Source organism: Pseudomonas mandelii, from assembly GCF_900106065.1.
Taxonomy (GTDB): domain Bacteria; phylum Pseudomonadota; class Gammaproteobacteria; order Pseudomonadales; family Pseudomonadaceae; genus Aquipseudomonas; species Aquipseudomonas mandelii.
Genome location: NZ_LT629796.1, coordinates 1,947,966 through 1,974,082, shown reverse-complemented (window position 1 = coordinate 1,974,082; position 26,117 = coordinate 1,947,966). Strand labels below are relative to the sequence as shown.

Here is a 26,117-nt window from a genome sequence, read left to right as displayed (position 1 = left end):
CGCGCTGGTCGCGGTGCTGTTAAGGAAAGCCGACATGCAGCTTAAAGATACCCAGTTGTTCCGCCAGCAAGCCTTTATCGATGGCGCTTGGGTTGATGCGGACAATGGTCTGACGATCAAGGTCAACAACCCGGCAACGGGCGAAATTCTGGGCACTGTGCCGAAAATGGGCGCTGCCGAAACCCGCCGTGCCATCGAAGCCGCTGACAAGGCGCTGCCGGCCTGGCGTGCACTGACCGCCAAGGACCGCGCGAACAAGCTGCGTCGCTGGTTCGAACTGATCATCGAAAACCAGGACGACCTGGCTCGATTGATGACCCTGGAACAGGGCAAGCCATTGGCTGAAGCCAAGGGCGAAATCGTTTACGCCGCTTCCTTCATCGAGTGGTTCGCCGAAGAAGCCAAGCGCATCTACGGTGACGTGATTCCGGGCCACCAGCCAGATAAGCGCCTGATCGTGATCAAGCAGCCGATCGGCGTGACCGCAGCCATCACCCCGTGGAACTTCCCGGCCGCGATGATCACCCGTAAAGCCGGCCCGGCCCTGGCCGCCGGTTGCACCATGGTGCTCAAGCCTGCTTCGCAAACCCCTTTCTCCGCATTCGCGTTGGCTGAACTGGCCCAGCGTGCCGGCATCCCTGCCGGTGTGTTCAGCGTGGTCACCGGCAGTGCCGGCGACATCGGCAGCGAGCTGACCAGCAACCCGATCGTGCGTAAATTGTCCTTCACTGGCTCGACCGAAATCGGTCGTCAGTTGATGGCTGAATGCGCCAAGGACATCAAGAAAGTGTCCCTGGAACTGGGCGGCAACGCGCCGTTCATCGTGTTCGACGACGCGGACCTGGATAAGGCCGTCGAAGGCGCAATCATTTCCAAGTACCGCAACAACGGCCAGACCTGCGTCTGCGCCAACCGTCTGTACATTCAGGATTCGGTCTACGACGCGTTTGCCGAGAAGCTGAAAGTGGCCGTAGCCAAACTCAAGATCGGCAACGGTCTGGAAGAAGGCACCACCACTGGCCCGCTGATCGACGAAAAAGCCGTGGCCAAGGTTCAAGAGCACATTGCTGACGCAATCAGCAAAGGCGCAACCGTTCTGGCGGGTGGCAAGGTCATGGAAGGCAACTTCTTCGAGCCGACTATCCTGACCAACGTGCCGAAAAACGCTGCCGTGGCCAAGGAAGAAACCTTCGGTCCATTGGCGCCACTGTTCCGCTTTAAAGACGAAGCCGAAGTGATCGCGATGTCCAACGACACCGAGTTCGGCCTGGCCTCGTATTTCTATGCTCGCGACCTGGGTCGTGTGTTCCGTGTGGCCGAAGCCCTGGAATACGGCATGGTCGGCGTCAACACCGGGTTGATCTCCAACGAAGTCGCGCCGTTCGGCGGCATCAAGGCGTCGGGCCTGGGCCGTGAAGGCTCCAAGTACGGCATCGAAGATTACCTGGAAATCAAATACCTCTGCCTGGGCATCTAAGCTCGGCAGACGGGAATGCAACAAGCGGAAAGGGCACGAGAGCGCTGTCCCTTTCTGCGCTTCAAACGGAATTTTCTCTGTGGCCGGGAAAGCTGTGGCAGTCGATCATCGCATGCTGCCGTAGTTGCCTCCCCGCCGCATTTTCCTTGAACCACGCCGCCCGATGAGCGGTGAATGAGGACTTTATGAGCAAGACTAACGCATCCCTGATGAAACGCCGCGAAGCCGCTGTACCGCGCGGTGTTGGCCAGATTCACCCGATCTTCGCCGACCACGCGAAGAACGCCACCGTGACCGACGTTGAAGGTCGCGAGTTCATCGACTTCGCCGGCGGTATTGCCGTGCTGAACACCGGTCACGTGCACCCGAAAATCATCGCCGCGGTGACCGAGCAGCTGAACAAGCTGACCCACACCTGCTTTCAGGTGCTGGCCTACGAACCGTACGTAGAGCTGTGCGAAAAAATCAACGCCAAGGTGCCAGGTGATTTCGCCAAGAAAACCCTGCTGGTCACCACCGGTTCCGAAGCCGTTGAAAACGCTGTGAAGATCGCCCGTGCCGCCACTGGCCGTGCCGGCGTGATCGCGTTCACCGGCGCTTACCACGGTCGCACCATGATGACCCTGGGCCTGACCGGTAAAGTCGTGCCTTACTCGGCCGGCATGGGCCTGATGCCAGGCGGCATCTTCCGCGCGCTGTACCCGAACGAACTGCACGGTGTGAGCGTCGACGACTCGATCGCCAGCATCGAACGCATCTTCAAGAATGACGCCGAGCCGCGTGACATCGCTGCCATCATCATTGAGCCGGTTCAGGGCGAAGGCGGTTTCTACGTCGCGCCTAAAGAGTTCATGAAGCGTCTGCGTGCCCTGTGCGACCAGCACGGCATCCTGCTGATCGCTGACGAAGTGCAAACCGGCGCTGGCCGTACCGGCACGTTCTTCGCCATGGAACAGATGGGCGTTTGCGCCGACCTGACCACTTTCGCCAAATCCATCGCTGGCGGTTTCCCGTTGGCCGGTGTGTGCGGCAAGGCCGAATACATGGACGCCATTGCTCCAGGCGGCCTGGGCGGTACTTACGCCGGTAGCCCGATTGCTTGCGCTGCGGCCCTGGCCGTGATGGAAGTGTTCGAAGAAGAGCACCTGCTGGATCGCTGCAAGGCAGTCGGCGAGCGTCTGGTCACTGGCCTGAAAGCCATCCAGGCCAAATACCCGGTCATCGGCGAAGTCCGTGCCCTGGGCGCGATGATCGCGGTCGAGCTGTTTGTCGACGGTGACAGCCACAAGCCGAACGCTGCCGCGGTGGCATCGGTGGTGGCCAAGGCTCGCGACAAAGGGCTGATCCTGCTGTCCTGCGGCACTTACGGCAACGTTCTGCGCGTCCTGGTTCCGCTGACCGCGCCGGATGAGCAATTGGACAAAGGTCTGGCAATTATCGAAGAGTGCTTCTCGGAACTCTGATCTAAAATGTTCATATGAATGTGTGAGCTGATCGACAAAAAACCCGCTTCGGCGGGTTTTTTTGTCCCCGAGACAAACTGCACCGTCCATGATCAGCATTGACTAAGGTACAAGCATCGCAAAGGGAGCGTGCAGATGACCGCTGTGGTTTTACCGGCTGTACCGCGTGTGTTGGTTGCCGAGGCTGACCCTTGGTCTCGTGACCTGATCAAACAAGTGCTGTTGAGCGTGCGCTGTGACGCACGGCTGGATCTGTGTGCCGATGGTCAGGAAGCGTTGCGGCTGTTGGCGGAAAATCCGTATGACCTGGTGATCGTCGACGGGGAGCTGCCCGGCGTCGACGGTCTGAATGTCTTGCGCAACGTCCGTCAGCGCAAACGCAATCCGCCACTGCCTTTCATCCTGATGAGCAGCCGCAACGACAGCGCCAGTGTGCGCGAAGCCTTGCCCCTGGCGCCTACGGCGTACCTGACCAAGCCCCTGAACATGGAAAGCCTGACCCAGCGTCTGCAGGATCTGCTGCTGAACGCCGGTGAAGAGGTTTTCTGTGAAATGCCGACACTGGCGGCCGGCATGACCTTGTCGGTGTATCTGCAGCGCCGTCGCGAACTGGCGGAGGGTGCGCCATTGATGGCCGATGTGCAGATGGCGGTCAACGCCAGCCTGAACACCCGCGGTCTTGACCTGGTGCGGCTGGAAGAGGAAATCCGCACCGACCCGCACATCACCGCCGTTTTGATCGCGGCGGCTAACAGCGCGGCGCTGCACGTTGGCGATGCGGTCCAGACCTTGTCTCAGGCGCTGCACCGCTTGGGCTCCGCGCAAAGCATGAACCTGATCCTCGGGTTGGCACTCAAGCACAGTGCCCGGCTCAGCGATCCGTTCCTGGCGGACTATGCCGAGCGCTTCTGGGACTTGTCTCTGCACACTGCCGAATACGCCCGCACGCTGGCGCGGTTGCTGGATCTGGATCAAGAGCGTTGTTATTGCGCAGGCATTCTGCATTGCCTCGGCGACCTTGCGTTGCTGAGGTGTTTGCAGGAATGGAAGCAGGCCGGTGGCGAGCTGGATGAACGGGAGGAGGTCGGCAATGCCTTGGCCGAGTTCGGCGCAGCCTACGGTTCGTCGCTGCGGACTCGCTGGCGGCTGCCGCTGGAGTTGCGGGAGTTGATTGCAGCGGCCTATCAGCTCGGTGGCGGCGTTTATTCTCGCGAAGCGTTGGTGATGAACATGGCCGCGCAACTGGCGCGCCTGACCGAGCACGAGGGCATTGAGGCCTTGGCGAAGAGCCGGACTGCGCGGTTGCTCAAGATCGGCTTGCCGGAGTTGATGCGGCTGCGCAAAAAGTAAACTTCACACAAAAACCTGTGGGAGCGAGCCTGCTCGCTCGCACAGGAGTTGTGTTGGATTTTGGATGGGTGTCACCCGGAAATAATGCGGTTTTTTCCCTGGCGCTTGGCTTCATACATGGCGGCATCCGCGCGGGCGAACACGCTGTCGAGGGAGTCGTCCTCCGGCGTCAGGCTGGTCAAGCCCTGGCTGACGGTGATGCCGAACGTCTGGTCATCATGGCTGAAGCTCAGTTGCTGAATCTGCCATTGCAGGCGCTCGGCGACTTGCATGGCCATGTCGGGTGCACAGCCGGGAAACACCGCTGCGAATTCCTCGCCTCCGATCCGCCCGAATACATCTCCCCGGCGTAATGCGGCTCGACCGCTCTCGGCGATTCGTTGCAGTACGTTGTCGCCCGCTTGATGACCGTAAGTGTCGTTGACCCCTTTGAAGTCATCGATGTCCAGCAACAGGAACGCCATCGGTGCGCCTTGCTTGCGCGCCTGAGCAAACTCGCGCTGGGCGCATTCGAAGAAGTGTCGGCGATTGCTGCTTTGCGTCAGCACATCGGTGGTCGCCAGGCGCTGCAACTCGGCTTCCATCCGTTTCTTTTCGGTGATGTCTTCGGCAATGCCGACGATGATCACCGGTTGGCCCGGCTCGGCCTGGCGGTTGATGAAGCATTTGTCGCTGAGCCAGCGCACCTGGCCGTCGGCGGCGATGATGCGGTATTCGCGGTCTTCAACGGCGCCTTTGACCAGCACTTCGGCGAGGCTGCGCTCGGCGTAGTCGAGGTCATCGGGGTAAATGCTGTCGCGCCATTCATTGTAGTCGGACAGCAAGCTGCCAGCCGATCGGCCAAAAATCCGTTCATACGCCGGACTGACGTAGAGCACCTGACGGGTTTCCCAGTTGAAGGCCCAAAGCACCGCGTTGACGCTCACCAGCAGGGAGCTGAACAGCTGTTCGCGTTCGCTCAGGCGCGCGACTTCGCTCTGGGCGTGCATCAGCGCCATCAGGGTTTGAGCAGTGTCGGGCGATTGAGTGAAGGATGCGTCTTGCAGGTTTTTTGGGACCATTGGGACAACTCTCAAAGGGCGTGCGCCGCTTGAGGTTCGAAAGCAGCAACAACGAAGCCCGCCGGGGTATGGCGAAGTGTCTTTGAGATAGGGGATTTGGAGATTGGTTCCCGCACTACGTGGCGAGGAGGCTTGCTCCCGCCGGGCGGTATCTGAGGCGCGTTTCTTCAGTTAAAACGCGTCGTCAGATTGTGCGGCGACGTCGTCGCCGCACGGGGGCAAGCCCCCTCGCCACAGGGAAGAGCTTCGGCAGGGTCAGGCAGCGGCAGGGCGCAGGGAGTAGGTTTTCAGCTGGTCGGCGAAGTCGCGCAGGGATTGAATCCCGCTGGCTTCCGCTTCGTGTACCCAATCCTTGATGGCAGCCAGCATGTCGTGACCATTTGAGCTGGTCTTGACCCAGATCTGCTGCAAGGCCAGGCGTTTCTCGTAAATTACCTTCAGCGCCTGGCTGTGCTCGAGCATGGTCTGGATGCGCAGGTGGTGCTTATCGTCCAGCAGACTGGTTTCCCGCGAAAGCAGACGCTTGGCCCGGTGGAACTGGTGACGGACCGAGTGATCGACCTTTTCCAGCTCTTGCTTGACCAGCGGCGCGATAACCAATTTGCGGTATTGGGCCATGATCTGGAAGCGGTTGTTCAGGATCGCCATGGCGGTGTCCATGTCCAGGCTGCCTTTGCCTTCGACGCGGTGGGCGATCGGTGCAACCCGCTGGACCTTGGCCAGGCGGAAGAAACTGAAGACCTGGATCCAGGCCCAGCCGAGGTCGAACTCCCACTTCTTCACCGACAATTTTGCCGAGTTAGGGTAGGTGTGATGGTTGTTGTGCAGTTCTTCGCCGCCGATCAGGATGCCCCAAGGCACCAGGTTGGTCGCCGCGTCGCGGCATTCGAAGTTGCGGTAGCCGATGGCATGACCCAGGCCATTGACCACCCCGGCGGCCCACACCGGGATCCACATCATCTGGATCGCCCAGATGGTGATGCCGATGGTGCCAAACAGCAGCAGGTCGATGACGCCCATGATCGCCACACCCAGCAGCGGGAAACGGCTGTAGAGGTTGCGCTCGATCCAGTCTTCAGGGCAGTTCTTGCCGTAGATGCGCAGGGTCTCCGGGTTCTCCGCTTCGGCGCGGTACAGCTCGGCACCTTTGCGCAGAACGGTGGACAGGCCCTTGATGACCGGGCTGTGCGGGTCATCGACGGTTTCGCATTTGGCGTGATGCTTGCGGTGGATAGCGGTCCACTCGCGGGTGTTCTGCGCCGTGGTCAGCCACAGCCAGAAGCGGAAGAAATGTTTCAGGCCAGCATTGAGCTCAAGCGAGCGATGGGCTGAATAACGGTGCAGATAGACCGTGACGCCGACGATCGTCACGTGGGTCATCAGCAGGGTGACTGCCACCAGTGACCAGGGCGACAAGCCGAGAAAACCTTCGTACCACATAGGCTATAGGGCCCTCGATAAAGAAAAAAACAGCCGTTGCATTATCACTAAGCCCACAGATAAAACCAGTCACCCTTTCAGATAAGAGTGGCTGGATGTTTCTTTAACCTATAATCCCATCCTTTTCGCAGGGACAAGGACGGCTAATGTCTGCCACCTATCGCGACGCGTCGCGAGCAGCGCTGCTCTATCTATTGATTTCCATCGTCTGGCTGCAGCTCAGCGGCTATTTATTGAACAGTTTCTTCGATGGCTCCGACGAGCTGGTACGTTGGCAACTGATCAACGGTTATGCCTGGATCCTGCTGAGCACCGGCCTGATCTTCGTTGCCAGAGCGCGATTGCTCCGTTGCCTGGGGATCGGCAACACATTGAGTGAGCGTCATGAAGAGCGCGAGCGTTTGCGCCAGGCGGCCGCGGTGTTCGATTGCACACGTGAAGGTGTGCTGGTCACCGATAGCAATGGGCTGATCGTCCACGTTAACCGGGCGTTCATGGAAATCACCGGCTACTCGCAGGCGGAAGTGCTGGGTCAGCGACCGAGCCTGTTCAAGTCGGGCCATCACCCCGCGGATTTTTACCAGACGATGTTCGTGACACTCAAGAGCCTCGGCGAGTGGAGCGGGGAGATCTGGAACCGCCGCAAAAGCGGTGAGATCTACCCGCAATGGCAGACGATCCGCGTCATTCGCGACGATCAGGGCCAGCTCAGCCATTACGTCGCGGTGTTTTCCGACATTAGCGCAATCAAGAATTCCGAACATGAGCTCAAGCATCTGGCTCATCACGATCCGCTGACGGATCTGCCTAACCGTTTGCTGTTCACCGACCGTACCGAGCAGGCGCTGACGTCGGCGCAACTGCACAAGCGTGGCTGTGCATTACTGATGATCGACCTGGATCATTTCAAAATGATCAACGACAGCCTTGGGCACACCATCGGTGACGAACTGCTCAAGGCCGTGGCCGAGCGATTGCAGGCCATGCTCGGGCCGGAGCTCACGCTGGCGCGGCTCGGTGGCGATGAGTTCGCGGTGCTCGCCGAAAGCTGTCCGCAGTTGATGCAGGCGGCGGCGCTTGCGCAACGGATCATTGATGCTCTCAAAGAGCCGTTCCTGATCGGCGGGCATCAACTGTTCATCAATACCAGCATCGGTATCAGTCTGTTCCCCGGCGATGCATTGAGCGCCGAACAATTATTGCGTAACGCTGACTCGGCGCTGTTCAAGGCCAAAAGCGCCGGTCGCGATGGCTACGCCTTGTACACCGAAGAGCTGACCGCCCATGCCCAGAATCGGGTCGAAACGGCTGTTGAGCTGCGCCGAGCGCTGGAGCAGCAGGAGCTGCGCGTTTATTACCAGCCGGTTCACGACCTCAGGACCCGTCGCCTGGTGGGCGCCGAGGCGTTGGTGCGCTGGGAGCATCCGCAACGGGGGCTGGTGCCGCCGGCAGAATTCATTCCCATCGCCGAACGCACCGGGTTGATCGCGGAGATCGATGCGTGGGTGATGCGCCAGGCTTGTCAGCAAATGTGCTCGTGGCAGCAGGCCGGTGTGGCGTTGTCGTTTATCGCGGTAAACGTCTCGTCTCGACTGTTCGCTCGCCGTGAGCTGTTTCAGCAAGTGGCGAAAGTGCTTCACGAAACCGGGCTCGATCCAGCGTTTCTGGAACTGGAAGTCACCGAGAGCGCGGTCATGGAAGACCCGGAAGTGGCCTTGGAGCAGATGCATCGACTGCGCGAGTTGGGTGTGCGGCTGGCCATCGATGATTTCGGCACCGGCTATTCGTCGCTGCTGCGGCTCAAGCGTTTGCCGGTGCAGAAGCTCAAGATCGATCAGGGCTTCGTCGCAGGATTGCCGTGGGATGAGGACGACGTGGCGATCGTGCGGGTGATTATCGCGCTGGCGCAAAGCATGGGGATGCAGGTGCACGCCGAAGGGATCGAGCAGGTCGAGCAGGCGCGTTTCCTGCTCGAACACGATTGCGATCTGGGCCAGGGCTACTGGTTTGGGCGACCGGTTCCGGCCGAGCAGCTCGATTGGGCGCATGCGCCGGAAATTCGCTAAGCGCAGGTCCCCCCTTAATCCGTGACGCAAAGCGTCACCGGATACTTCCCCCCTTCGCGCATAGCGCCGAAGCGATCTGCTTTCTGGTTATATAAACATTCTTAAATAGTCTTTTTAAGAATATCTACGCGTCTCTAGTATTGCTCTCACGCCGCAAGCAGTGCCGCCACTGCCAGGCAATCTCTCAGTTGAAGGAGCAGCACCATGAGCGCATCCCTACGTAGCGTTGAGGGTCAAGACGAAGCCACCATCTTGCGTGAGATCCAGAGCGCACTGCGCGACCTGCGTTTTGGCGCAGTCGAGATCACCGTGCACAACGCCCAGGTGGTCCAGATCGAACGCAAAGAAAAATTCCGTCTGCAAAGCCCGAGCAACAAACCGAGCTGAAAAAAACCGGCAGCCCGCGCTTCCAGCACTCCATAAAAAAAGCCAACACATCCAAGAATTCCAGGAGCTTTCACCATGTCGTCGATTCGTCATTTCGCTTTGGCCGCCCTGGCCAGTGCATTTTTTGCTGGTTCTGCGGTTGCCAAGGATTACGAGTTGCTCAACGTGTCGTATGACCCGACTCGCGAGCTGTATCAGGATTACAACGCCGAGTTCGTCAACTTCTGGAAGAAGGACCACGCTGGCGATAACGTGAAAATCCAGCAGTCCCACGGTGGTTCCGGCAAACAAGGCCGTGCCGTGATCGATGGCCTGCGCGCCGACGTGGTGACCCTGGCCCTGGCCGGTGACATCGACGAAATCGCAAAACTCGGCAAGACCCTGCCGGTCGACTGGCAGAAGCGTCTTCCCGAGGCGAGCACGCCTTACACCTCGACCATCGTGTTCCTGGTACGCAAGGGCAACCCTAAAGGCATCAAGGACTGGGGCGACCTGGTCAAAAACGACGTGTCGGTCATCACTCCTAATCCGAAAACCTCCGGCGGTGCGCGCTGGAACTTCCTCGCGGCCTGGGCCTACGGCCTGAAAGCCAACGGTGGTGACGAAGCCAAGGCCAAGGAATACGTGCAGACCCTGTTCAAGCATGTGCCGGTCCTGGACACCGGCGCTCGCGGTTCGACCATTACCTTCGTCAACAACGGTCAGGGTGACGTATTGCTGGCCTGGGAAAACGAAGCGTTCCTGGCTTTGAAAGAAGACGGCGGCGCGGACAAGTTCGAAATCGTTGTGCCTTCGCTGTCGATCCTCGCCGAACCACCGGTGGCTGTGGTCGACAAGAACGCCGAGAAAAAGGGCAACGCCGAGATCGCCGAGGCGTACCTCAAGCACCTGTACAGCCCGGCCGGCCAGGAAATTGCGGCGAAAAACTTCTATCGTCCACGTGACAAGGATGTGGCCGCCAAGTACAGCAAGCAGTTCCCGACCCTGGACCTGGTGACCATCGACAAGGATTTCGGCGGCTGGAAAAGCGCTCAGCCGAAATTCTTCAATGATGGCGGTGTGTTCGACCAGATCTACCAGGCGCAGTAGTTTTAAATAGCCATCAACGAGTCCCGGATTTAAGTTCGGGGCTTTGCGCGTTCTCAACCAAGGACTTTTATGTCGCGTCGTATCTCCCCCGTCATACCCGGCTTCGGGCTGACGCTGGGCTACACCTTGGTGTACCTCAGCCTGATTGTGCTCATTCCACTGGCGGCGATGTTTGTGCATGCCGCCCAACTTACCTGGGATCAGTTCTGGGCGATTATCTCGGCGCCACGGGTGCTGGCGGCGTTGAAGCTGAGCTTCGGCACCGCGCTCTATGCCGCGATCATCAACGGCATTATCGGCACGCTGCTGGCCTGGGTGCTGGTGCGCTATACCTTCCCAGGACGCAAAGTCATCGATGCGATGATCGACCTACCCTTCGCTTTGCCCACCGCCGTGGCCGGTATCGCGCTGACTGCGCTATACGCGCCCAATGGTTGGGTGGGTCAGTTTGCAGCGGACCTGGGTTTCAAGATCGCGTATACCCCCCTCGGCATCACCCTCGCCCTCACTTTTGTGACACTTCCATTCGTAGTACGTACCGTACAGCCAGTATTGGCTGATATCCCGCGTGAAGTGGAAGAAGCGGCAGCGTGCCTGGGTGCAAAACCGCTACAGGTTTTCCGCCATATTCTGGTGCCCGCGCTGCTGCCAGCCTGGCTGACCGGTTTCGCGTTGGCCTTTGCCCGCGGGGTCGGAGAGTACGGTTCGGTGATTTTCATCGCCGGCAATATGCCGATGAAAACCGAGATCCTGCCGCTGCTGATCATGGTCAAACTCGACCAGTACGATTACACCGGCGCCACGTCCATTGGTGTACTGATGCTGGTGGTTTCCTTCGTCCTGTTGCTGCTGATCAACCTGCTGCAGCGGCGCATCGAAACCCCATAAGGAGGCGCAGAAATGTCCCAATCGTCTATTGCTGCTGCTTCCTCGAACGCCGCCCGCCGTGGCAGTGCTTCGTCGCGGCGAATCCTGATCGGCCTTGGCTGGCTGGTGTTCGTCCTGTTCCTGTTGCTGCCGCTGGTGATCGTGGTATCTCAGGGCCTAAAGCTCGGAATCGGTGCGTTCTTCACCGCGATCTTCGAACCCGACGCGTTGTCGGCCCTGAAACTCACGGTGATCGCCGTGCTGATATCAGTGCCGCTGAACCTGGTGTTCGGTGTCAGCGCTGCATGGTGCGTGAGCAAATACTCGTTCCGTGGCAAAAGTATGCTGGTCACGCTGATCGACCTGCCGTTCTCGGTATCGCCGGTCATCGCCGGTCTGGTCTACGTGCTGATGTTTGGCGCCCAGGGCCTGTTCGGGCCGTGGTTGCAGGATCACGACATCCAGATCGTCTTCGCCTTGCCGGGCATCGTGTTGGCGACGATTTTCGTCACCGTGCCGTTCGTGGCGCGTGAACTGATCCCGCTGATGCAGGAACAAGGCACCCAGGAAGAAGAGGCTGCGCGCTTGCTCGGGGCCAATGGCTGGCAGATGTTCTGGCACGTCACCGTTCCCAACATTAAATGGGGTCTGATCTACGGCGTGGTGTTGTGTACCGCGCGGGCCATGGGTGAATTCGGTGCGGTGTCGGTGGTTTCCGGGCACATTCGCGGGGTGACCAACACCCTGCCGCTGCACGTCGAGATCCTCTACAACGAATACAACCACGTGGCCGCGTTCGCTGTGGCGAGCCTGTTGCTGATCCTGGCGCTCTGCATCCTGCTGCTCAAGCAGTGGAGCGAAAACCGTATTAACCGCCTGCGCGCCAGCGCCGCGGAGGAATAAGTCATGTCGATCGAAGTGCGTAACGTCAGCAAGAATTTCAATGCGTTCAAGGCGCTGGACAACATCAGCCTGGACATTCAAAGCGGCGAACTCGTGGCCCTGCTCGGCCCTTCGGGTTGCGGCAAGACCACGCTGCTGCGGATCATCGCCGGCCTGGAAACCCCGGATCAGGGCAACATCGTGTTCCACGGTGAAGACGTCTCCGGCCACGACGTGCGTGATCGCAATGTCGGCTTCGTGTTCCAGCACTACGCGCTGTTCCGTCACATGACGGTGTTTGACAACGTCGCGTTCGGCCTGCGCATGAAACCGAAAAACCAGCGCCCACGCGAAAGCCAGATCGCGGTGAAGGTTCATGAACTGCTGAACATGGTGCAACTGGATTGGCTGTCGGATCGCTACCCGGAGCAACTCTCCGGCGGCCAGCGTCAGCGTATCGCGTTGGCCCGTGCCTTGGCGGTGGAGCCGAAAGTCCTGCTGCTCGATGAACCGTTCGGGGCGCTCGACGCCAAGGTCCGCAAGGAGCTGCGTCGCTGGCTCGCACGGCTGCACGAAGACATCAACCTGACCTCGGTATTCGTGACCCACGACCAGGAAGAGGCCATGGAAGTCGCCGACCGTATCGTTGTGATGAACAAAGGCGTGATCGAACAGATCGGCTCACCGGGCGACGTCTACGAAAACCCGGCCAGCGATTTCGTTTATCACTTCCTCGGCGATTCGAACCGCCTGCATCTGGGCGAAGACAACCATGTGCTGTTCCGCCCGCATGAAGTGTCGCTGTCGCGGCATGAGCTGGAAGACCATCACGCGGCGCAAGTGCGGGATATCCGTCCGCTGGGCGCGACCACTCGGGTGACGTTGAAGGTCGAAGGCCAGAGCGAGTTGATCGAAGCTGAAGTGGTGAAGGATCACGACAGCCTGATCGACCTGGCGAAGGGCGATACGCTGTTCTTCAAGCCCAAGGTCTGGCAGAAACTCGCCAACATCTAAGGCAAAAGCTTCGCGGGCAAGCCTCGCTTCTACAGGGGATCTATGGCGTACATAGATCCCCTGTAGAAGCGAGGCTTGCCCGCGAAAGCAATCTACGCAGCAGCGCGCTTCGGATTGACCCGCACCCCACCCACTCGCGCCTCGATCTGCTCTTTCAAATCCCGCCGCATCCCTAGCAAAAACGCCAGTTCAACCACCACAAACAGTGGCCCGACAATCAACCCCGTCACATCATCGACAAACGCCGGTTTGCGTCCTTCATAGTGATGACCGACAAACTGAATCGCCCAGCCCACCACAAACATCCCGATCCCGCTCGAGAGCCACACCAGCGTACTTTGCTGCGCGAGAACCTGACCCGCCCAGACGCACAGCCCCAGCAGCACCGTCATCAACACCCCGAGGCGTACCTCCAGGCGCAGGTAAAACCATGCCGAGGCCAGTGCCAGCAGCACCGCCGGCGACACCCAGCCCCCGACCCATTGCGGCCGCGACAGCAGCACCGCCACCGCCACCACAATCAGCGGAATCCCGATAAAGTGGCTGGCGATATTGCGCGGGTCACGGTGGTAAGCGGCGTATTGACTGAGATGGTCAACGAGGCTTTTCATTGTTATTCCTCCTGTAGGGTGATTGATCATGCCTCGGGTTCACCTTTCGCTCTGTCAGGCAGGCGACAATCTCCAGGAGTTTTCATGAACATGCAGGTTTGGCGTTCGCGCCTGGAGTCGGGGCAGTGGTTCAGTCATTTACCGGTTCCCTTACAGGATAGTCTGCTGGCTGCGGCCCGGGTGCGACGGTTGTCGACCGGGCAGCTGTTGTTCAAACGCGGTGACCCGCCGTGCGGGTTGTATGCGGTGATCGAAGGCGCGGTACGCATCGGCGCGGTCAGCGAGCAGGGCAAGGAAGCGTTGTTGAGCCTGGTGGAGTCGCCCCATTGGTTCGGCGAAATCTGCCTGTTCGACGGCCAGCCACGCACCCACGATGCGTTCGGCGTTGGCCAGTGCACCCTGTTGCACATCCCGCAGGCGGCATTGCTGGCGTTGCTCGACGAACAACCGGTGTATTGGCGGCAGCTGGCATTGCTGATGAGCCACAAACTGCGCCTGACCTTCATCAACCTCGAACAGCTGAGCCTGATGCCCGCCCCGGCACGCCTGGCTCACCGCCTGCTGATGATCGCCGAGGGCTACGGCGAATACGATCCGCCGCGCCGAGTGCTGCAACTGCCGCAGGAGCAACTGGCGTCAATGCTGTCGCTGTCGCGCCAGACCACCAACCAGATCCTCAAGGACTTGCAGGGGCAGGGCATTCTGAATTTGAAGTATGGCGAGATCGAAATCCTCAACGCCGAGGGCTTGCGGGCATTGGCGATTTTCTGAAACTCAGCGTTTTTGATGGGCTTTGCCCGCGAACGCGCCTAGCCTGTGATGACGACAATCGAGGTGTGCCATGCGTGTGCTGCTAGTAGAAGACGAATCGGAGATCGCCAAACGCCTGGCCAACGGCCTGAACGAGGCGAGTTATTCAGTCGATGTGGCGCTCAACGGTATGGACGGGCGTCGCTTTATCGAGTCCGGCGAATACGAACTCATCATCCTCGACGTGATGCTGCCGGGGCTCAACGGCTGGCAGTTGCTGCAACAGATCCGCAAGCTCGGCGACACGCCGGTGCTGTTGCTGACCACCAAGGACGGCATCGAAGATCGCCTGCGCGGTCTGGAGCTGCATGAAGATGATTACCTGCTCAAGCCGTTTGCTGTGAGCGAACTGGTGACGCGGGTGCGCAAGTTGTTGCGGCGGGATCGGGGGCGTTAGGGCGTTACTGCGGTGTCTGGCCTGGCCCCTTCGCGGGCAAGCCTTGCTCCTGCAGGTTTTTCGATTTGCCGCGATATTGTGGTCCATATGGAACCACTGTAGGAGCGAGGCTTGCCCGCGAAGAGGTCGGTTCTGGCAAACCATCTTTCCGATGTTTCACCGCAACCCATCCCGAAACTGCCCCGGTGTCATCCCGGTCCAGCGCTTGAACGCGCGGCTGAAGCTGCTGGTATCGGCGAACCCCAGCATATAGCTGACTTCACTCAACGAGCATTGCGGGTCACGCAGGTGCAGCAGCGCAAGGTTTTCGCGGCTTTCATTGAGCAACGCGTCGAATCGACAACCTTCGTCCGCCAGATGCCGTTGCAGGCTGCGCAAGCTCAGGTGCAGGGCCTTGGCGATGTGTTCGGCGCTTGGTTCGCCTTCGGGCAATTGTTCTTCAATGGCATCGCGGACCTTGCGTTCCCACGTCAGCGGCTTGAGTTGCGCCAAAGTACGCTTGAGCACTGCTTCGTTGTGTTCAGCCAGTTCCGGGTTGGCATCGTCCAGGTGACTGTCGAAGTCCACGAGGGCAAATTCCAGTCGGTCCTCGTCGGCGGCGAAGTGCACCGGCGAACGAAAGACTTTGTGCCATTGATGCGGGTCGGCCGGTTCCGGGCGGCGCAGATACACCGCCAGCGGTGCATATTGGCGGCCCAGGCGATTGCGGCAGGTGCGCACGTAAATCGCGGCAAACGCGTCGATGGCCTCCAGCGCCGGTGCGGGATTGCCTTGCGGAATTTTCAGACGGAAGCGGTAGCGATCTTCAGCGCGGGTCAGTTCCAGTTCCAGCGCATCGCTGACCACCTGGTGATAACGCACGATGCGCTCGAACACTTCGCGCAGGCTGCCACTGGCCACCAGCGCATAACCGAGCGCATGGAACGTGGTCGGGCTGACAAAACGCGACACCCGCAAGCCAATCGCCGGGTCGCCGCTGACCTGCACCGCGATTTCCCACAGGCGCGTGGTGCCCGACAACGGGTAACGGGCGTTCGGGTCGTCCATCAATTGCGGGTCGAGCCCCGCCTGCTGGCACAGAGCGGTGCTGTCGAGGCCCAGCGCATCGAGTTGCTTGCGCAGGGCGCGGGTCCAGCTGGCGAGGGAGGTCGGTTCAGTCATGCTGATTGGCGCTTCCGGTCAACAGGTTGGCGTTCACGGCTACCACGGTGTGAGGGTTCACAAGGCAGGATGCGAACATCAATAACCAGAGGATGGAAGCATGGACGGTACTTCTGCAAGTCCCCAGCGACTGAATGCAGCCCAACGATCAGCGCATATTCGCGAAGTGGTGCTGGCCAGAGGGGTCGAACTGCGCAAACGCTACCCGATTCTCAACCATCAGGACGCCTTGGGTGCGGGCATTCTGGCCTTCGCGCTCGCCGGAATGATCGGTTGCGCGGCGCTCTACCTGACCGGGCACCTGGCCTGGTGGGCGTGCCTGTTGCTCAACGCGTTTTTCGCCTCGTTGACCCACGAGCTGGAACACGACCTGATTCATAGCATGTACTTTCGCAAACAACGGGTGCCGCACAACCTGATGATGGGCCTGGTCTGGCTGGCGCGCCCGAGCACGATCAATCCATGGATTCGCCGGCATCTGCACCTCAATCACCACAAGGTGTCCGGTACGGAAGCCGACATGGAAGAGCGCGCGATCACCAACGGCGAGCCTTGGGGAATCGCGCGGCTTTTGATGGTCGGCGACAACGTGATGTCGGCGTTCATTCGCATGCTGCGCGCCAGGACCTGGGCGCATAAATTCAGCATCATCACACGCACGTTGAAGGTCTACGCGCCGCTGGCGCTGGTGCATTGGGGCGCCTGGTACATGTTCCTCGGTTTCCATGCGGCGAATGGCATTGCCTACCTGATGGGGTCACCCATCGAATGGTCGGCGACCACGCTGTCGGTGATGACGGTCATCGACATCGCGGCGGTGGTGATCATCGGCCCGAACGTGTTGCGCACGTTTTGCCTGCATTTTGTCAGCTCCAACATGCATTACTACGGGGATGTGGAGCCGGGGAATGTGATTCAGCAAACCCAGGTGCTGAACCCTTGGTGGATGTGGCCTATGCAAGCGTTCTGCTTCAACTTCGGCAGCAGCCACGGGATTCATCACTTCGTGGTGAAGGAACCGTTTTACATCCGCCAGATGACCGTGCCGGTGGCGCACAAGGTGATGCGCGAGATGGGCGTGCGGTTCAATGATTTCGGGACGTTTGGGCGGGCGAACCGGTTTGTACGCGAGGAAACAGCAGAGGCGCAGGAGGTGCGTGCCGCTCAGGCGTGATCGATGTTATCGGAAACTCAATACGGCAAAGGCGCCCGTCATCAATCTGACCCAAAGGGTCGGTACGTTATGACCCAAACAGGATGACTTGGTAGTTGCTGTATCGCGATCCACTTATGCGTTTCGGATCTAACAAAGTAATTAAATATTCCTTTATTGGATAAGTATTTAAGTCAATCATCGCATCCAGTGATGTTGATTAGCGCTAGCAGATTTTGAGTTTCCGGGGCCGTCTCCTTGGCAGGGTGCGGTCCCTTTTTTTTGTCTTTTCAAAACCACCGCATATTCCTTATAGGTCTTAATAAATAGCTTCTTATTCCTTAACGGATATAGCTCTCCTCCCTATACTCGACCGGGAACAGACACGCAGCAGGAGAGCTCCCCCATGCGCAACGAATCAATTCGCTACCTGATTGTGCCGGGCTGGCAAGGATCGCCGGAAGATCATTGGCAAAGTCACTGGCAGAACAGCCTGCCCAATAGCGCTCGGGTGGAGCAGGCCGACTGGCTGACGCCGCGCCGTGAAGACTGGGTTGCCGCGCTGGCAGAAGCGATTGCTGCCGACAGCACGCCGGTGATCTTGATTGCGCACAGTCTGGGTTGCATTACGGTCGCCCATTGGGCGGCCACGGCATCGCTGCATTTTTTGCGACAGGTTCGCGGTGCCTTGCTGGTCGCGCCGGCGGACGTTGAACGTCCGGCATGTGCTCCGGCCTTGCGCAACTTCGCACCGATTCCCACAACCCTTTTGCCCTTCCCGAGCCAGGTCGTCAGCTCCGACAACGACAGCGCCGTGAGTGCGCCGCGAGCCCTGGAGCTGGCTCGCAACTGGGGCGCCGAGGCGGGGATTCTGCCGGGTGCCGGACACATCAACGTGAAGTCCGGTCACCAGCGCTGGGAGCAGGGATTTGCCTATCTCTATCGCCTGCAAAATCGAATGGAACACCACGCCTTGCGACGCGCTTGAGCCTTTTTCTTTTTTAGAACGCCAACCCGTCTCCCGGCGGTTTAGGGCGGGAGTCTGCCATGAGTTTTGAAGCCTTCGGTCAGCCACTGCTGACCTTTCCCGACGCAGAAAAAAGTCCCCTGAGTATTCGCGCCAAGGCGCTGGTGTTTGTCGATCCACGTTCCCGGCAGTTGCGCCTGGAGCTGGAACAACTGGCGCCGCGCTCGATCTCGGTGTTGATCCGTGGTGAAACCGGCAGCGGCAAGGAATTGCTTGCGCGGCACATCCATCGTGCCAGTGATCGCGGCGGGTTATTCGTCTCGGTCAACTGCGGCGCCATCAGCCCGACCTATGCTGACGCCGAACTGTTCGGCTATGCCGCCGGCAGTTACAGCGGATCGGCCAGCAGCCGCGCGGGGTGGTTCGGTTCGGCCAATGGCGGCACGCTCTATCTGGATGAGATCGGCGACTTGCCGCTGCCGATCCAGATCAAATTGCTCGCCGCCCTGGAAAACCACGAAGTCACCCGCGTTGGCGCTCAGCAACCGAGCCCGGTGGACGTGCGCCTGGTGGCGGCCACCAGTATCGATCTGGCCCAGGCGGTGGCGGCCGGGAAATTCCATGAGCGTCTTTATCACTACCTCAGCGAAGGTCAACTCGAACTGCCGGCATTGCGTGACAGGGTCGGGGATATTTTGTCACTGTCAGAATATTTCCTCGGCATCTACAGTCAGCGCCTCGACCTGCCGGTGCCGCTGATCAGTGAGGCCGCGCAGTTGGTGCTGGAGCGGCACAGTTGGCCGGGCAATACCCGGGAGCTGGAGAATGTCATTCACTTTGCGCTGCTGGTCAGTACCGGCGACGAGATTTTGCCGGAGCATTTGAATTTGCCTGAAGTGCCTGTGTCGTTGGTGCAGATTGAGCAGCAGATCGCGCAAGTGAGCAAAAACGGCACGGCTGACGAGCGTTCGGCGCTAAAGGATCTGCTCGAAAGCTTTAGCCGAATGCTTTAACCCGTGTGGGTTAGAGCTGTATGAACAAAATGGAATATGAGAGTGAATAAAAGATATTGTTCGGGAATAAAAAATCCCGGTATTGTCCGCCTCACGCCAGCGATAGCACTTCACTGGCACACGTACTATTTAGCCGTCGTCGCTGACGACCGTGATTTTCGATAAGGACACTGCATGAAAAAGGTTCTGTTGTTCACCGCACTGGCGGCTGCCCTGACCGCGGGCCTGGCCCAGGCTGGCGAGAAACTGGTGGTGGCGGCGACCCCGGTTCCACACGCCGAGATTCTGGAACTGATCAAGCCAACCCTCGCCAAAGAAGGCGTGGACCTGGAAATCAAAGTGTTCACCGACTACGTTCAGCCGAACGTACAGGTCGATCAGAAGCGTCTGGACGCCAACTACTTCCAGACCCTGCCGTACCTGAAAAGCTTCAACGAAGGCAAAGGCACTAATCTGGTAACCGTGATCGGCGTGCACGTCGAACCATTCGGCGGCTACTCGAAGAAAGTCAAAACCCTGGCTGAGCTGAAAGACGGCGCGACCATCGCCATCCCGAACGAAGGCAGCAACAGCGGCCGTGCCCTGATCCTGCTGCAGAAGGCTGGCCTGATCGAGTTGAAAGACCCGAAAAACGCTCTGGCTACGCCGAAAGACATCGCCAAGAACCCGCACAACTTCAAGTTCAAGGAATTGGAATCGGCCATGCTGCCGCGTGTGCTGGATCAGGTCGACCTGGACATGATCAACACCAACTACGCGCTGGAAGCAGGTCTGAACCCGGCTAAAGATGCGCTGGTGATTGAAGGTGCCGATTCGCCTTACGTGAACTTCCTGGTGGCTCGTCCGGACAACAAGGACAGCGTTGCCATCCAGAAACTGGCCAAAGCCCTGACCAGCCCGGAAGTCAAAGCATTCATCGAGAAGAAGTACAGCGGCGCGGTACTGCCGGCGTTCTGATTCGCGAGGTAAACCCCTTCAAGGTTTCGAACGCCGACGGCTGGTAAAGCGTCGGCGTTTTTTTTGCCTGCGAGAAACCTGTGGCGAGGGCGCTTGCTCCCGCTGGGTTGCGACCCTAAATCCTGCACATGCGCTTCTTCAGGCACACCGTTTCGACTGATTTTGCGACTGCTGCGCAGTCGAGCGGGACGGTGCGGCGGTCCGACAAGCTCCCTCGTCACAAAAGCGCCCGCGCATTCAGGCTACCCTGGCCTCCAGCGCCCGGCGCAATGCCACCAATAACTTCACGATTTCTTGCGGATCCAACCGCTGTGGCACTTTCATCTCAGCCATTTTTCTCTTCCTTGTGAGGGTTCAGCCAGGGAGTCTGGCCAAAAGCTGTGCGTCCTTGGAGGGGCTTTTTGAAAAAAAGATCCCTCCTACAGCTGCAAGGAAAATAGTCGTCTTCTTTCGCCGCGACAAATCCGCGGGATAGTTTTTTGCGTGATGCGACAAGGTCGACGTGAAGCTGGCCAACACGACCGTCATCCGAACCTCAAGCTGGCTCTCAGTGGACTCCGCCAGGTGCTACAAGATTTGTGACTTGATGGCTTTATTTGAGGGCGTCAGGTGCACCCATGGAACCCTGTTCTAAGCTCACAGTCGTATCGCCATTGGCACGTCCGTACAACGCAAAGGAGTCTGCATGGCTGGTCCCGGATTGAAAATAGCGGTTGGTCTGAGCCTCCTTGCACTACTGACCGCGTGTGGCGATAAAAAACCGGTCGAGAAGGACCGTCCACGGGTCTTCGTCCAGGAGGTCAAACCCTTGGATTACGCCGCGTCGGTGACGCTCACCGGCGATGTTCAGGCCCGGGTCCAGACTGAGTTGTCGTTCCGCGTGGGCGGCAAGATCATTCAGCGCATGGTCGATGTCGGTGACCGAGTGTCGGCCAAACAAGTGCTGGCCAGACTCGATCCCAAAGACCTGCAGACCAGCGTCAATTCGGCCCAGGCCCAAGTCACCGCCGAGCAGGCCCGGGTCAAGCAGACCGCCGCCGCGTTTGTCCGCCAGCAAAAACTCCTGCCCAAGGGCTACACCAGCCAAAGCGAATACGATTCCGCGCAAGCCGCCTTGCGCAGCAGTCAGAGCGCGCTGACCGCTGCTCAGGCGCAGCTTGCCAACGCTCGCGAACAACTCGGCTACACCGCGCTGATTGCCGAGGCGCCAGGCGTGATTACGGCGCGTCAGGCCGAGGTCGGCCAGGTGGTGCAGGCGACGGTGCCGATTTTCAGCCTGGCGCGCGATGGTGAGCGTGACGCGGTGTTCAACGTCTACGAATCGCTGCTGGCCGAGGCGCCGGAGGATAAAACCATCGTGGTCAGCCTGCTCGACAACCCGTCGATCAAAACCACTGGCACCGTGCGGGAGATCACCCCGGCGGTGTCCGCGCAGACCGGCACCGTGCAAGTCAAAGTCACCCTCGACAGCCTGCCCGAGGGCATGCAACTGGGCTCGGTGGTAAGCGCTACGGCCAAGACTCCGGGCAAGTCCGCCGTGGAATTGCCGTGGTCGGCCCTGACCAAAAACCTCAGCGATCCGGCGGTATGGCTGGTGGATGGCGAGGGCAAGGCGCAACTGCACAATGTTACGGTCGGTCGTTACCTGACCGGCAAAGTGATCATCAGCGCCGGCCTGCAGAGCGGCGAGAAAGTCGTCATCGCGGGCGGTCAGTTGCTGCACCCCGGCGTGAAAGTTGAAATCGCCGAAAACACCTACAAGGATCTTGCTGTGGAAGCTCAGCCATGAAGCGTCTGTTACTGGTGTGCACGGCGATGATGCTGGCGGCTTGCTCGAAAGAGGAACCGCCGCCGGAGCCGATACGTCCGGTGCTGTCGGTCAAGGTCGAATCGCTGGACGAGGAACATCTCGGCCGCTTCGCCGGCAGCATCCAGGCCCGCTATGAAAGCAATGTCGGGTTCCGCGTGCCGGGGCGCATCGCCAGCCGTAACGTCGATGTCGGTGCCGAAGTGGAAAAGGGCGCGCTGCTCGCCACCCTGGACCCCACCGATCAGCAGAATCAGCTGCGTTCCGCCCAGGGCGATCTGGCCAGCGTCCAGGCGCAATACATCAACGCCCAGGCCAGCGCCCGGCGGCAGCAGGAATTGTTCGATCGCGGCGTCGGCGCCCAGGCGCAACTCGATGTCGCGCAGACCGACCTGAAGACCACCCAGGCCTCTCTCGATCAAGCGAAGGCGGCGGTCGATCAGGCCAAGGATCAGCTCAACTATGTCGAATTGCGCTCGGACCACAAAGCCATCGTCACCGCGTGGAATGCCGAAGCCGGGCAAGTCGTCACCGCCGGCCAGCAAGTGGTGACCCTGGCGCAGCCGGACATCAAGGAAGCGGTGATCGACCTGCCGGACACCCTGGTCGACCAACTCCCGAGCGACGTCGTCTTTCAAGTTGCGGCGCAACTGGACCCGAGTATCAACACGACGGCCACTGTTCGTGAAATCGAGCCCCAGGCCCAGAGTGCGACCCGTACCCGTCGAGCCCGCCTGACCCTGACAGACACACCGCCCGGTTTTCGCCTGGGCACAGCGATCAGCGTCACCCTCAGCTCCGCGATCAAACCCCGCATCGAACTGCCCTTGAGTGCGCTACAGGAGGTCGGTGGGCAATCGCGCATCTGGGTCGTCGATACGCAGACCCAGACCGTTGCCCCACGGGACGTCAACCTTCTCAGCCGCACCGATTCGACCATGGTCCTGGCCAACGGTGTGAAGTCGGGTGAGCGGGTGGTCAGCGCGGGTGTGAACAGCCTGAAACCGGGACAGAAAGTGAAAATCGACGAGGACAGCCCCCAATGAAAGGGAGTTTCAACTTATCCGAATGGGCCCTCAAGCATCAGTCGTTTGTCTGGTATTTGATGTTCGTCGCGCTGCTGATGGGCGTGTTCTCGTACATGAACCTGGGGCGCGAGGAAGACCCGTCGTTCACCATCAAAACCATGGTCATCCAGACCCGCTGGCCGGGCGCGACCCAGGAAGAAACCCTCAAGCAGGTCACGGATCGCATCGAGAAAAAACTCGAAGAGCTCGACTCCCTCGATTACGTCAAAAGCTATACGCGGCCCGGCGAGTCCACGGTGTTCGTCAACCTGCGCGACACCACCAGTGCCAAGGACATCCCGGAAATCTGGTACCAGGTGCGCAAGAAGATCAACGACATTCGCGGTGACTTCCCCCAAGGCCTGCAAGGGCCGGGATTCAACGACGAATTCGGTGATGTGTTCGGTTCGGTCTACGCCTTTACCGCCGACGGCTTGTCGATGCGCCAGTTGCGCGATTACGTGGAACAGGTTCGCGCTGAAATTCGTGAAGTGCCGGGGCTGGGCAAGGTCGAGATGGTCGGTGAGCAGGACGAAGTCCTCTACCTGAATTTCTCCACCCGTAAACTGGCGGCGCTGGGTATCGATCAACGCCAGGTGGTGCAAAGCCTGCAAACCCAGAACTCAGTGACCCCGGCCGGTGTGATCGAGTCCGGCCCGGAGCGCATCTCGGTGCGCACCTCCGGGCAGTTCGCTTCCGAGAAAGACCTGGCCAACGTCAACCTGCGGCTCAATGACCGCTTCTACCGCCTGGCCGACATTGCCGACATCAGCCGTGGCTACGTTGACCCGGCGACCCCGGAGTTCCGCTTCAACGGCCACCCGGCCATCGGCCTTGCCATCGCCATGAAGAAGGGCGGCAACATCCAGGAGTTCGGCAAGGCGTTGCACCAACGCATGACTGACCTGACCGCAGACTTGCCGGTGGGCGTTGGTGTGCACACTGTGTCCGATCAGGCCGAAGTGGTGGAAAAAGCCGTCGGCGGCTTCACCAGTGCCTTGTTCGAAGCGGTGGTGATCGTGCTGATCGTCAGCTTCGTCAGCCTCGGTGTGCGCGCCGGGCTGGTGGTGGCGTGCTCGATCCCGCTGGTGCTGGCCATGGTGTTCATCTTCATGGAATACAGCGGCATCACCATGCAGCGGATTTCCCTCGGCGCATTGATCATCGCCCTCGGCCTGCTGGTGGACGACGCAATGATCACGGTCGAAATGATGGTCACACGCCTGGAAATGGGCGAGACCAAGGAGCAGGCGGCGACGTTTGCCTACACCTCCACGGCGTTCCCGATGCTCACCGGTACGTTGGTGACCGTCGCCGGTTTCGTGCCGATTGGCCTCAACGCCAGCTCGGCGGGCGAGTACACCTTCACCCTGTTTGCCGTTATCGCGGTGGCGATGCTGGTGTCGTGGATTGTCGCTGTGTTGTTTGCCCCGGTGATCGGCGTGCACATTCTCAGCGCCAAGGTGAAACCCCATGACGCCGAGCCCGGGCGCATCGGCCGTGCATTCAATTACGGGATGTTTTGGGCCATGCGCAATCGCTGGTGGGCGATCGGTATCACCATTGCGCTGTTTGTGGCCTCGGTGTTTTCCATGCAGTTTGTGCAGAACCAGTTCTTCCCGTCGTCGGACCGCCCGGAAATCCTCGTCGACCTCAACCTGCCGCAAAACGCCTCGATGGCCGAAACCCGCAAGGCGGTGGACAAGCTCGAAGCGACGCTCAAGGATGACCCGGACATCGTGCGCTGGAGCACTTACATCGGCGAGGGAGCGATCCGTTTCTACCTGCCCCTCGACCAGCAATTACAGAACCCGTACTACGCGCAACTGGTGATCGTCAGCAAAGGCCTGGAATCGCGCAACGCCCTCAGCCAGCGTTTGCGCGAACGGCTGCGCAAGGATTTCGTCGGGATCGGCAGCTACGTCCAGGCGCTGGAAATGGGCCCGCCGGTGGGTCGCCCGATTCAATACCGGGTCAGCGGCAAGGACATCGATCAGGTGCGCAAGCACGCCATCGCCCTGGCCACCGAGCTGGACAAGAACTCGCACATCGGCGAGATCATTTACGACTGGAACGAACCGGGCAAAGTCCTGCGCATCGAGATCGCCCAGGACAAGGCGCGACAACTGGGACTGTCGTCGGAAGACGTGGCCAACCTGATGAACAGCATTGTGGTTGGTTCGCCGGTGACTCAGGTCGATGACGATATCTACCTGATCAACGTCGTGGGGCGCGCGGTGGACGCGGAACGTGGCACGCCGGAAACCCTGCAAAACTTGCAGATCGTGACCCCGAGCGGCACGTCGATTCCGCTGCTGGCGTTCGCCACGGTGCGCTATGAACTCGAGCAACCGCTGGTCTGGCGCCGTGACCGTAAACCGACCATCACCATCAAGGCGGCAGTGCGTGATGAGATTCAGCCGACTGACCTGGTGAAACAGCTCAACCCCGCCATCGATAAATTCGCCGCCGGTTTGCCGGTGGGTTATTCGGTCGCCACGGGCGGCACGGTGGAGGAAAGCGGCAAGGCCCAAGGGCCGATAGCCAAGGTGGTGCCGCTGATGCTGTTTCTGATGGCGACCTTCCTGATGATCCAGCTGCACAGCGTGCAGAAGCTGTTCCTGGTGGCGAGTGTCGCGCCGCTCGGGCTGATCGGCGTGGTGCTGGCGCTGATCCCGACGGGCACGCCAATGGGCTTTGTGGCGATCCTGGGGATTCTGGCGCTGATCGGCATCATCATCCGCAACTCGGTGATCCTGGTGACCCAGATCGATGCCTTGGAGAAAGAGGGCGTTTCACCTTGGGATGCCGTGGCGCAGGCCACGGAGCATCGACGCCGACCGATTCTGTTGACCGCTGCGGCGGCCAGCCTGGGGATGATCCCGATTGCCCGGGAAGTGTTCTGGGGGCCGATGGCTTACGCCATGATTGGCGGGATCATTATTGCGACGTTGCTGACGCTGCTGTTTTTGCCAGCGCTTTATGTCGCCTGGTACAAAATCCGCGAGCCGCAGAAAGAGGTGCAGTAAGGCGAGCGCTACGCGCTTATCGCGAGCAGGCTCGCTCCTACAGGGGGAC

General features: G+C 59.8%; 22 protein-coding genes. 18 read left to right on the top strand and 4 right to left on the bottom strand.

Going from position 1 to position 26,117, the window contains the following annotated elements; translation table 11 throughout:
• Positions 1–34: 34 nt before the first annotated feature.
• From gabD to BLU63_RS08895, 3 genes are all read left to right on the top strand, one after another.
• A complete protein-coding gene (gabD, locus tag BLU63_RS08905; RefSeq protein ID WP_010464868.1) occupies positions 35–1,477 on the top strand; it encodes an NADP-dependent succinate-semialdehyde dehydrogenase in 1,443 nt (480 codons plus the stop codon).
• Positions 1,478–1,662: 185 nt separating this feature from the next.
• Positions 1,663–2,940 (top strand): 4-aminobutyrate--2-oxoglutarate transaminase, encoded by a 1,278-nt coding sequence (gabT, locus tag BLU63_RS08900; RefSeq protein ID WP_010464866.1) that lies wholly within the window; start codon positions 1,663–1,665, stop codon positions 2,938–2,940.
• A 135-nt stretch (positions 2,941–3,075) separates the two neighbouring features.
• Complete coding sequence (locus tag BLU63_RS08895) at positions 3,076–4,290, top strand: response regulator (protein ID WP_077747475.1); 1,215 nt, start codon at positions 3,076–3,078, stop codon at positions 4,288–4,290.
• A 71-nt stretch (positions 4,291–4,361) separates the two neighbouring features.
• On the opposite strand, the gene BLU63_RS08890 is transcribed toward BLU63_RS08895, so the two are convergent.
• Together BLU63_RS08890 and desA are read right to left on the bottom strand one after the other, a co-directional pair.
• Complete coding sequence (locus BLU63_RS08890) at positions 4,362–5,351, bottom strand: GGDEF domain-containing protein (RefSeq protein ID WP_083375304.1); 990 nt, start codon at positions 5,349–5,351, stop codon at positions 4,362–4,364.
• A gap of 255 nt (positions 5,352–5,606) precedes the next feature.
• Complete coding sequence (desA, locus tag BLU63_RS08885; protein ID WP_010464859.1) at positions 5,607–6,791, bottom strand: delta-9 fatty acid desaturase DesA; 1,185 nt, start codon at positions 6,789–6,791, stop codon at positions 5,607–5,609.
• A 146-nt stretch (positions 6,792–6,937) separates the two neighbouring features.
• Here desA and dibA point away from each other — a divergent pair, with 146 nt between their 5' ends.
• The 6 genes from dibA to BLU63_RS08855 all read left to right on the top strand — a co-directional run bounded on the left by dibA (position 6,938) and on the right by BLU63_RS08855 (position 13,096).
• Positions 6,938–8,857, top strand: coding sequence for a phosphodiesterase DibA (gene dibA / locus BLU63_RS08880; protein ID WP_083375303.1), 1,920 nt, complete (start codon positions 6,938–6,940; stop codon positions 8,855–8,857).
• A 204-nt stretch (positions 8,858–9,061) separates the two neighbouring features.
• Entirely contained in the window at positions 9,062–9,244 is a 183-nt protein-coding gene (gene oscA / locus BLU63_RS08875) for a sulfur starvation response protein OscA (protein WP_010464855.1), read from the top strand.
• Between the two features lie 75 nt (positions 9,245–9,319).
• On the top strand, positions 9,320–10,333 hold the full coding sequence (locus BLU63_RS08870; protein ID WP_083375302.1) for a sulfate ABC transporter substrate-binding protein: 1,014 nt from the start codon (positions 9,320–9,322) through the stop codon (positions 10,331–10,333).
• Positions 10,334–10,402: 69 nt separating this feature from the next.
• On the top strand, positions 10,403–11,221 hold the full coding sequence (gene cysT / locus BLU63_RS08865; protein WP_007899634.1) for a sulfate ABC transporter permease subunit CysT: 819 nt from the start codon (positions 10,403–10,405) through the stop codon (positions 11,219–11,221).
• A 12-nt stretch (positions 11,222–11,233) separates the two neighbouring features.
• Complete coding sequence (cysW, locus tag BLU63_RS08860; protein WP_010464848.1) at positions 11,234–12,103, top strand: sulfate ABC transporter permease subunit CysW; 870 nt, start codon at positions 11,234–11,236, stop codon at positions 12,101–12,103.
• A 3-nt stretch (positions 12,104–12,106) separates the two neighbouring features.
• Positions 12,107–13,096 (top strand): sulfate/molybdate ABC transporter ATP-binding protein, encoded by a 990-nt coding sequence (locus tag BLU63_RS08855; protein ID WP_083375301.1) that lies wholly within the window; start codon positions 12,107–12,109, stop codon positions 13,094–13,096.
• Positions 13,097–13,188: 92 nt separating this feature from the next.
• Here BLU63_RS08855 and BLU63_RS08850 read toward each other — a convergent pair whose 3' ends face one another.
• Positions 13,189–13,707, bottom strand: coding sequence for an Mpo1 family 2-hydroxy fatty acid dioxygenase (locus tag BLU63_RS08850; protein WP_010464844.1), 519 nt, complete (start codon positions 13,705–13,707; stop codon positions 13,189–13,191).
• Between the two features lie 84 nt (positions 13,708–13,791).
• On the opposite strand from BLU63_RS08850, the gene BLU63_RS08845 reads away from it, so the two are divergent.
• Positions 13,792–14,478 carry a Crp/Fnr family transcriptional regulator gene (locus tag BLU63_RS08845; RefSeq protein ID WP_010464842.1) on the top strand — a complete coding sequence of 229 codons (687 nt, stop codon included), beginning with the start codon at positions 13,792–13,794 and terminating at the stop codon, positions 14,476–14,478.
• Positions 14,479–14,548: 70 nt separating this feature from the next.
• Positions 14,549–14,914 (top strand): response regulator, encoded by a 366-nt coding sequence (locus BLU63_RS08840; RefSeq protein ID WP_010464840.1) that lies wholly within the window; start codon positions 14,549–14,551, stop codon positions 14,912–14,914.
• A 156-nt stretch (positions 14,915–15,070) separates the two neighbouring features.
• On the opposite strand, the gene BLU63_RS08835 is transcribed toward BLU63_RS08840, so the two are convergent.
• On the bottom strand, positions 15,071–16,075 hold the full coding sequence (locus BLU63_RS08835; RefSeq protein WP_083375300.1) for an AraC family transcriptional regulator: 1,005 nt from the start codon (positions 16,073–16,075) through the stop codon (positions 15,071–15,073).
• Between the two features lie 100 nt (positions 16,076–16,175).
• On the opposite strand from BLU63_RS08835, the gene BLU63_RS08830 reads away from it, so the two are divergent.
• The 7 genes from BLU63_RS08830 to BLU63_RS08800 all read left to right on the top strand — a co-directional run bounded on the left by BLU63_RS08830 (position 16,176) and on the right by BLU63_RS08800 (position 26,068).
• The gene (locus BLU63_RS08830; protein ID WP_083375299.1) at positions 16,176–17,249 is read left to right on the top strand and encodes a fatty acid desaturase; all 1,074 of its coding nucleotides are present in this window, start codon (positions 16,176–16,178) and stop codon (positions 17,247–17,249) included.
• A 385-nt stretch (positions 17,250–17,634) separates the two neighbouring features.
• Positions 17,635–18,216 carry an alpha/beta hydrolase gene (locus BLU63_RS08825; RefSeq protein WP_010464834.1) on the top strand — a complete coding sequence of 194 codons (582 nt, stop codon included), beginning with the start codon at positions 17,635–17,637 and terminating at the stop codon, positions 18,214–18,216.
• Positions 18,217–18,275: 59 nt separating this feature from the next.
• Positions 18,276–19,208: a sigma 54-interacting transcriptional regulator gene (locus tag BLU63_RS08820; protein WP_083375298.1), complete on the top strand. Its 933-nt coding sequence runs from the start codon at positions 18,276–18,278 to the stop codon at positions 19,206–19,208.
• A gap of 174 nt (positions 19,209–19,382) precedes the next feature.
• Complete coding sequence (locus BLU63_RS08815; RefSeq protein ID WP_010464830.1) at positions 19,383–20,165, top strand: MetQ/NlpA family ABC transporter substrate-binding protein; 783 nt, start codon at positions 19,383–19,385, stop codon at positions 20,163–20,165.
• 685 nt (positions 20,166–20,850) lie between these two features.
• A complete protein-coding gene (locus BLU63_RS08810) occupies positions 20,851–21,954 on the top strand; it encodes an efflux RND transporter periplasmic adaptor subunit (protein WP_083375297.1) in 1,104 nt (367 codons plus the stop codon).
• Complete coding sequence (locus BLU63_RS08805; protein ID WP_010464827.1) at positions 21,951–23,018, top strand: efflux RND transporter periplasmic adaptor subunit; 1,068 nt, start codon at positions 21,951–21,953, stop codon at positions 23,016–23,018. The genes BLU63_RS08810 and BLU63_RS08805 overlap by 4 nt, the downstream gene beginning before the upstream one ends.
• On the top strand, positions 23,015–26,068 hold the full coding sequence (locus BLU63_RS08800; protein WP_010464825.1) for an efflux RND transporter permease subunit: 3,054 nt from the start codon (positions 23,015–23,017) through the stop codon (positions 26,066–26,068). Before BLU63_RS08805 ends, BLU63_RS08800 begins: the two co-directional genes overlap by 4 nt.
• The last annotated feature ends 49 nt before the right edge of the window (positions 26,069–26,117 follow it).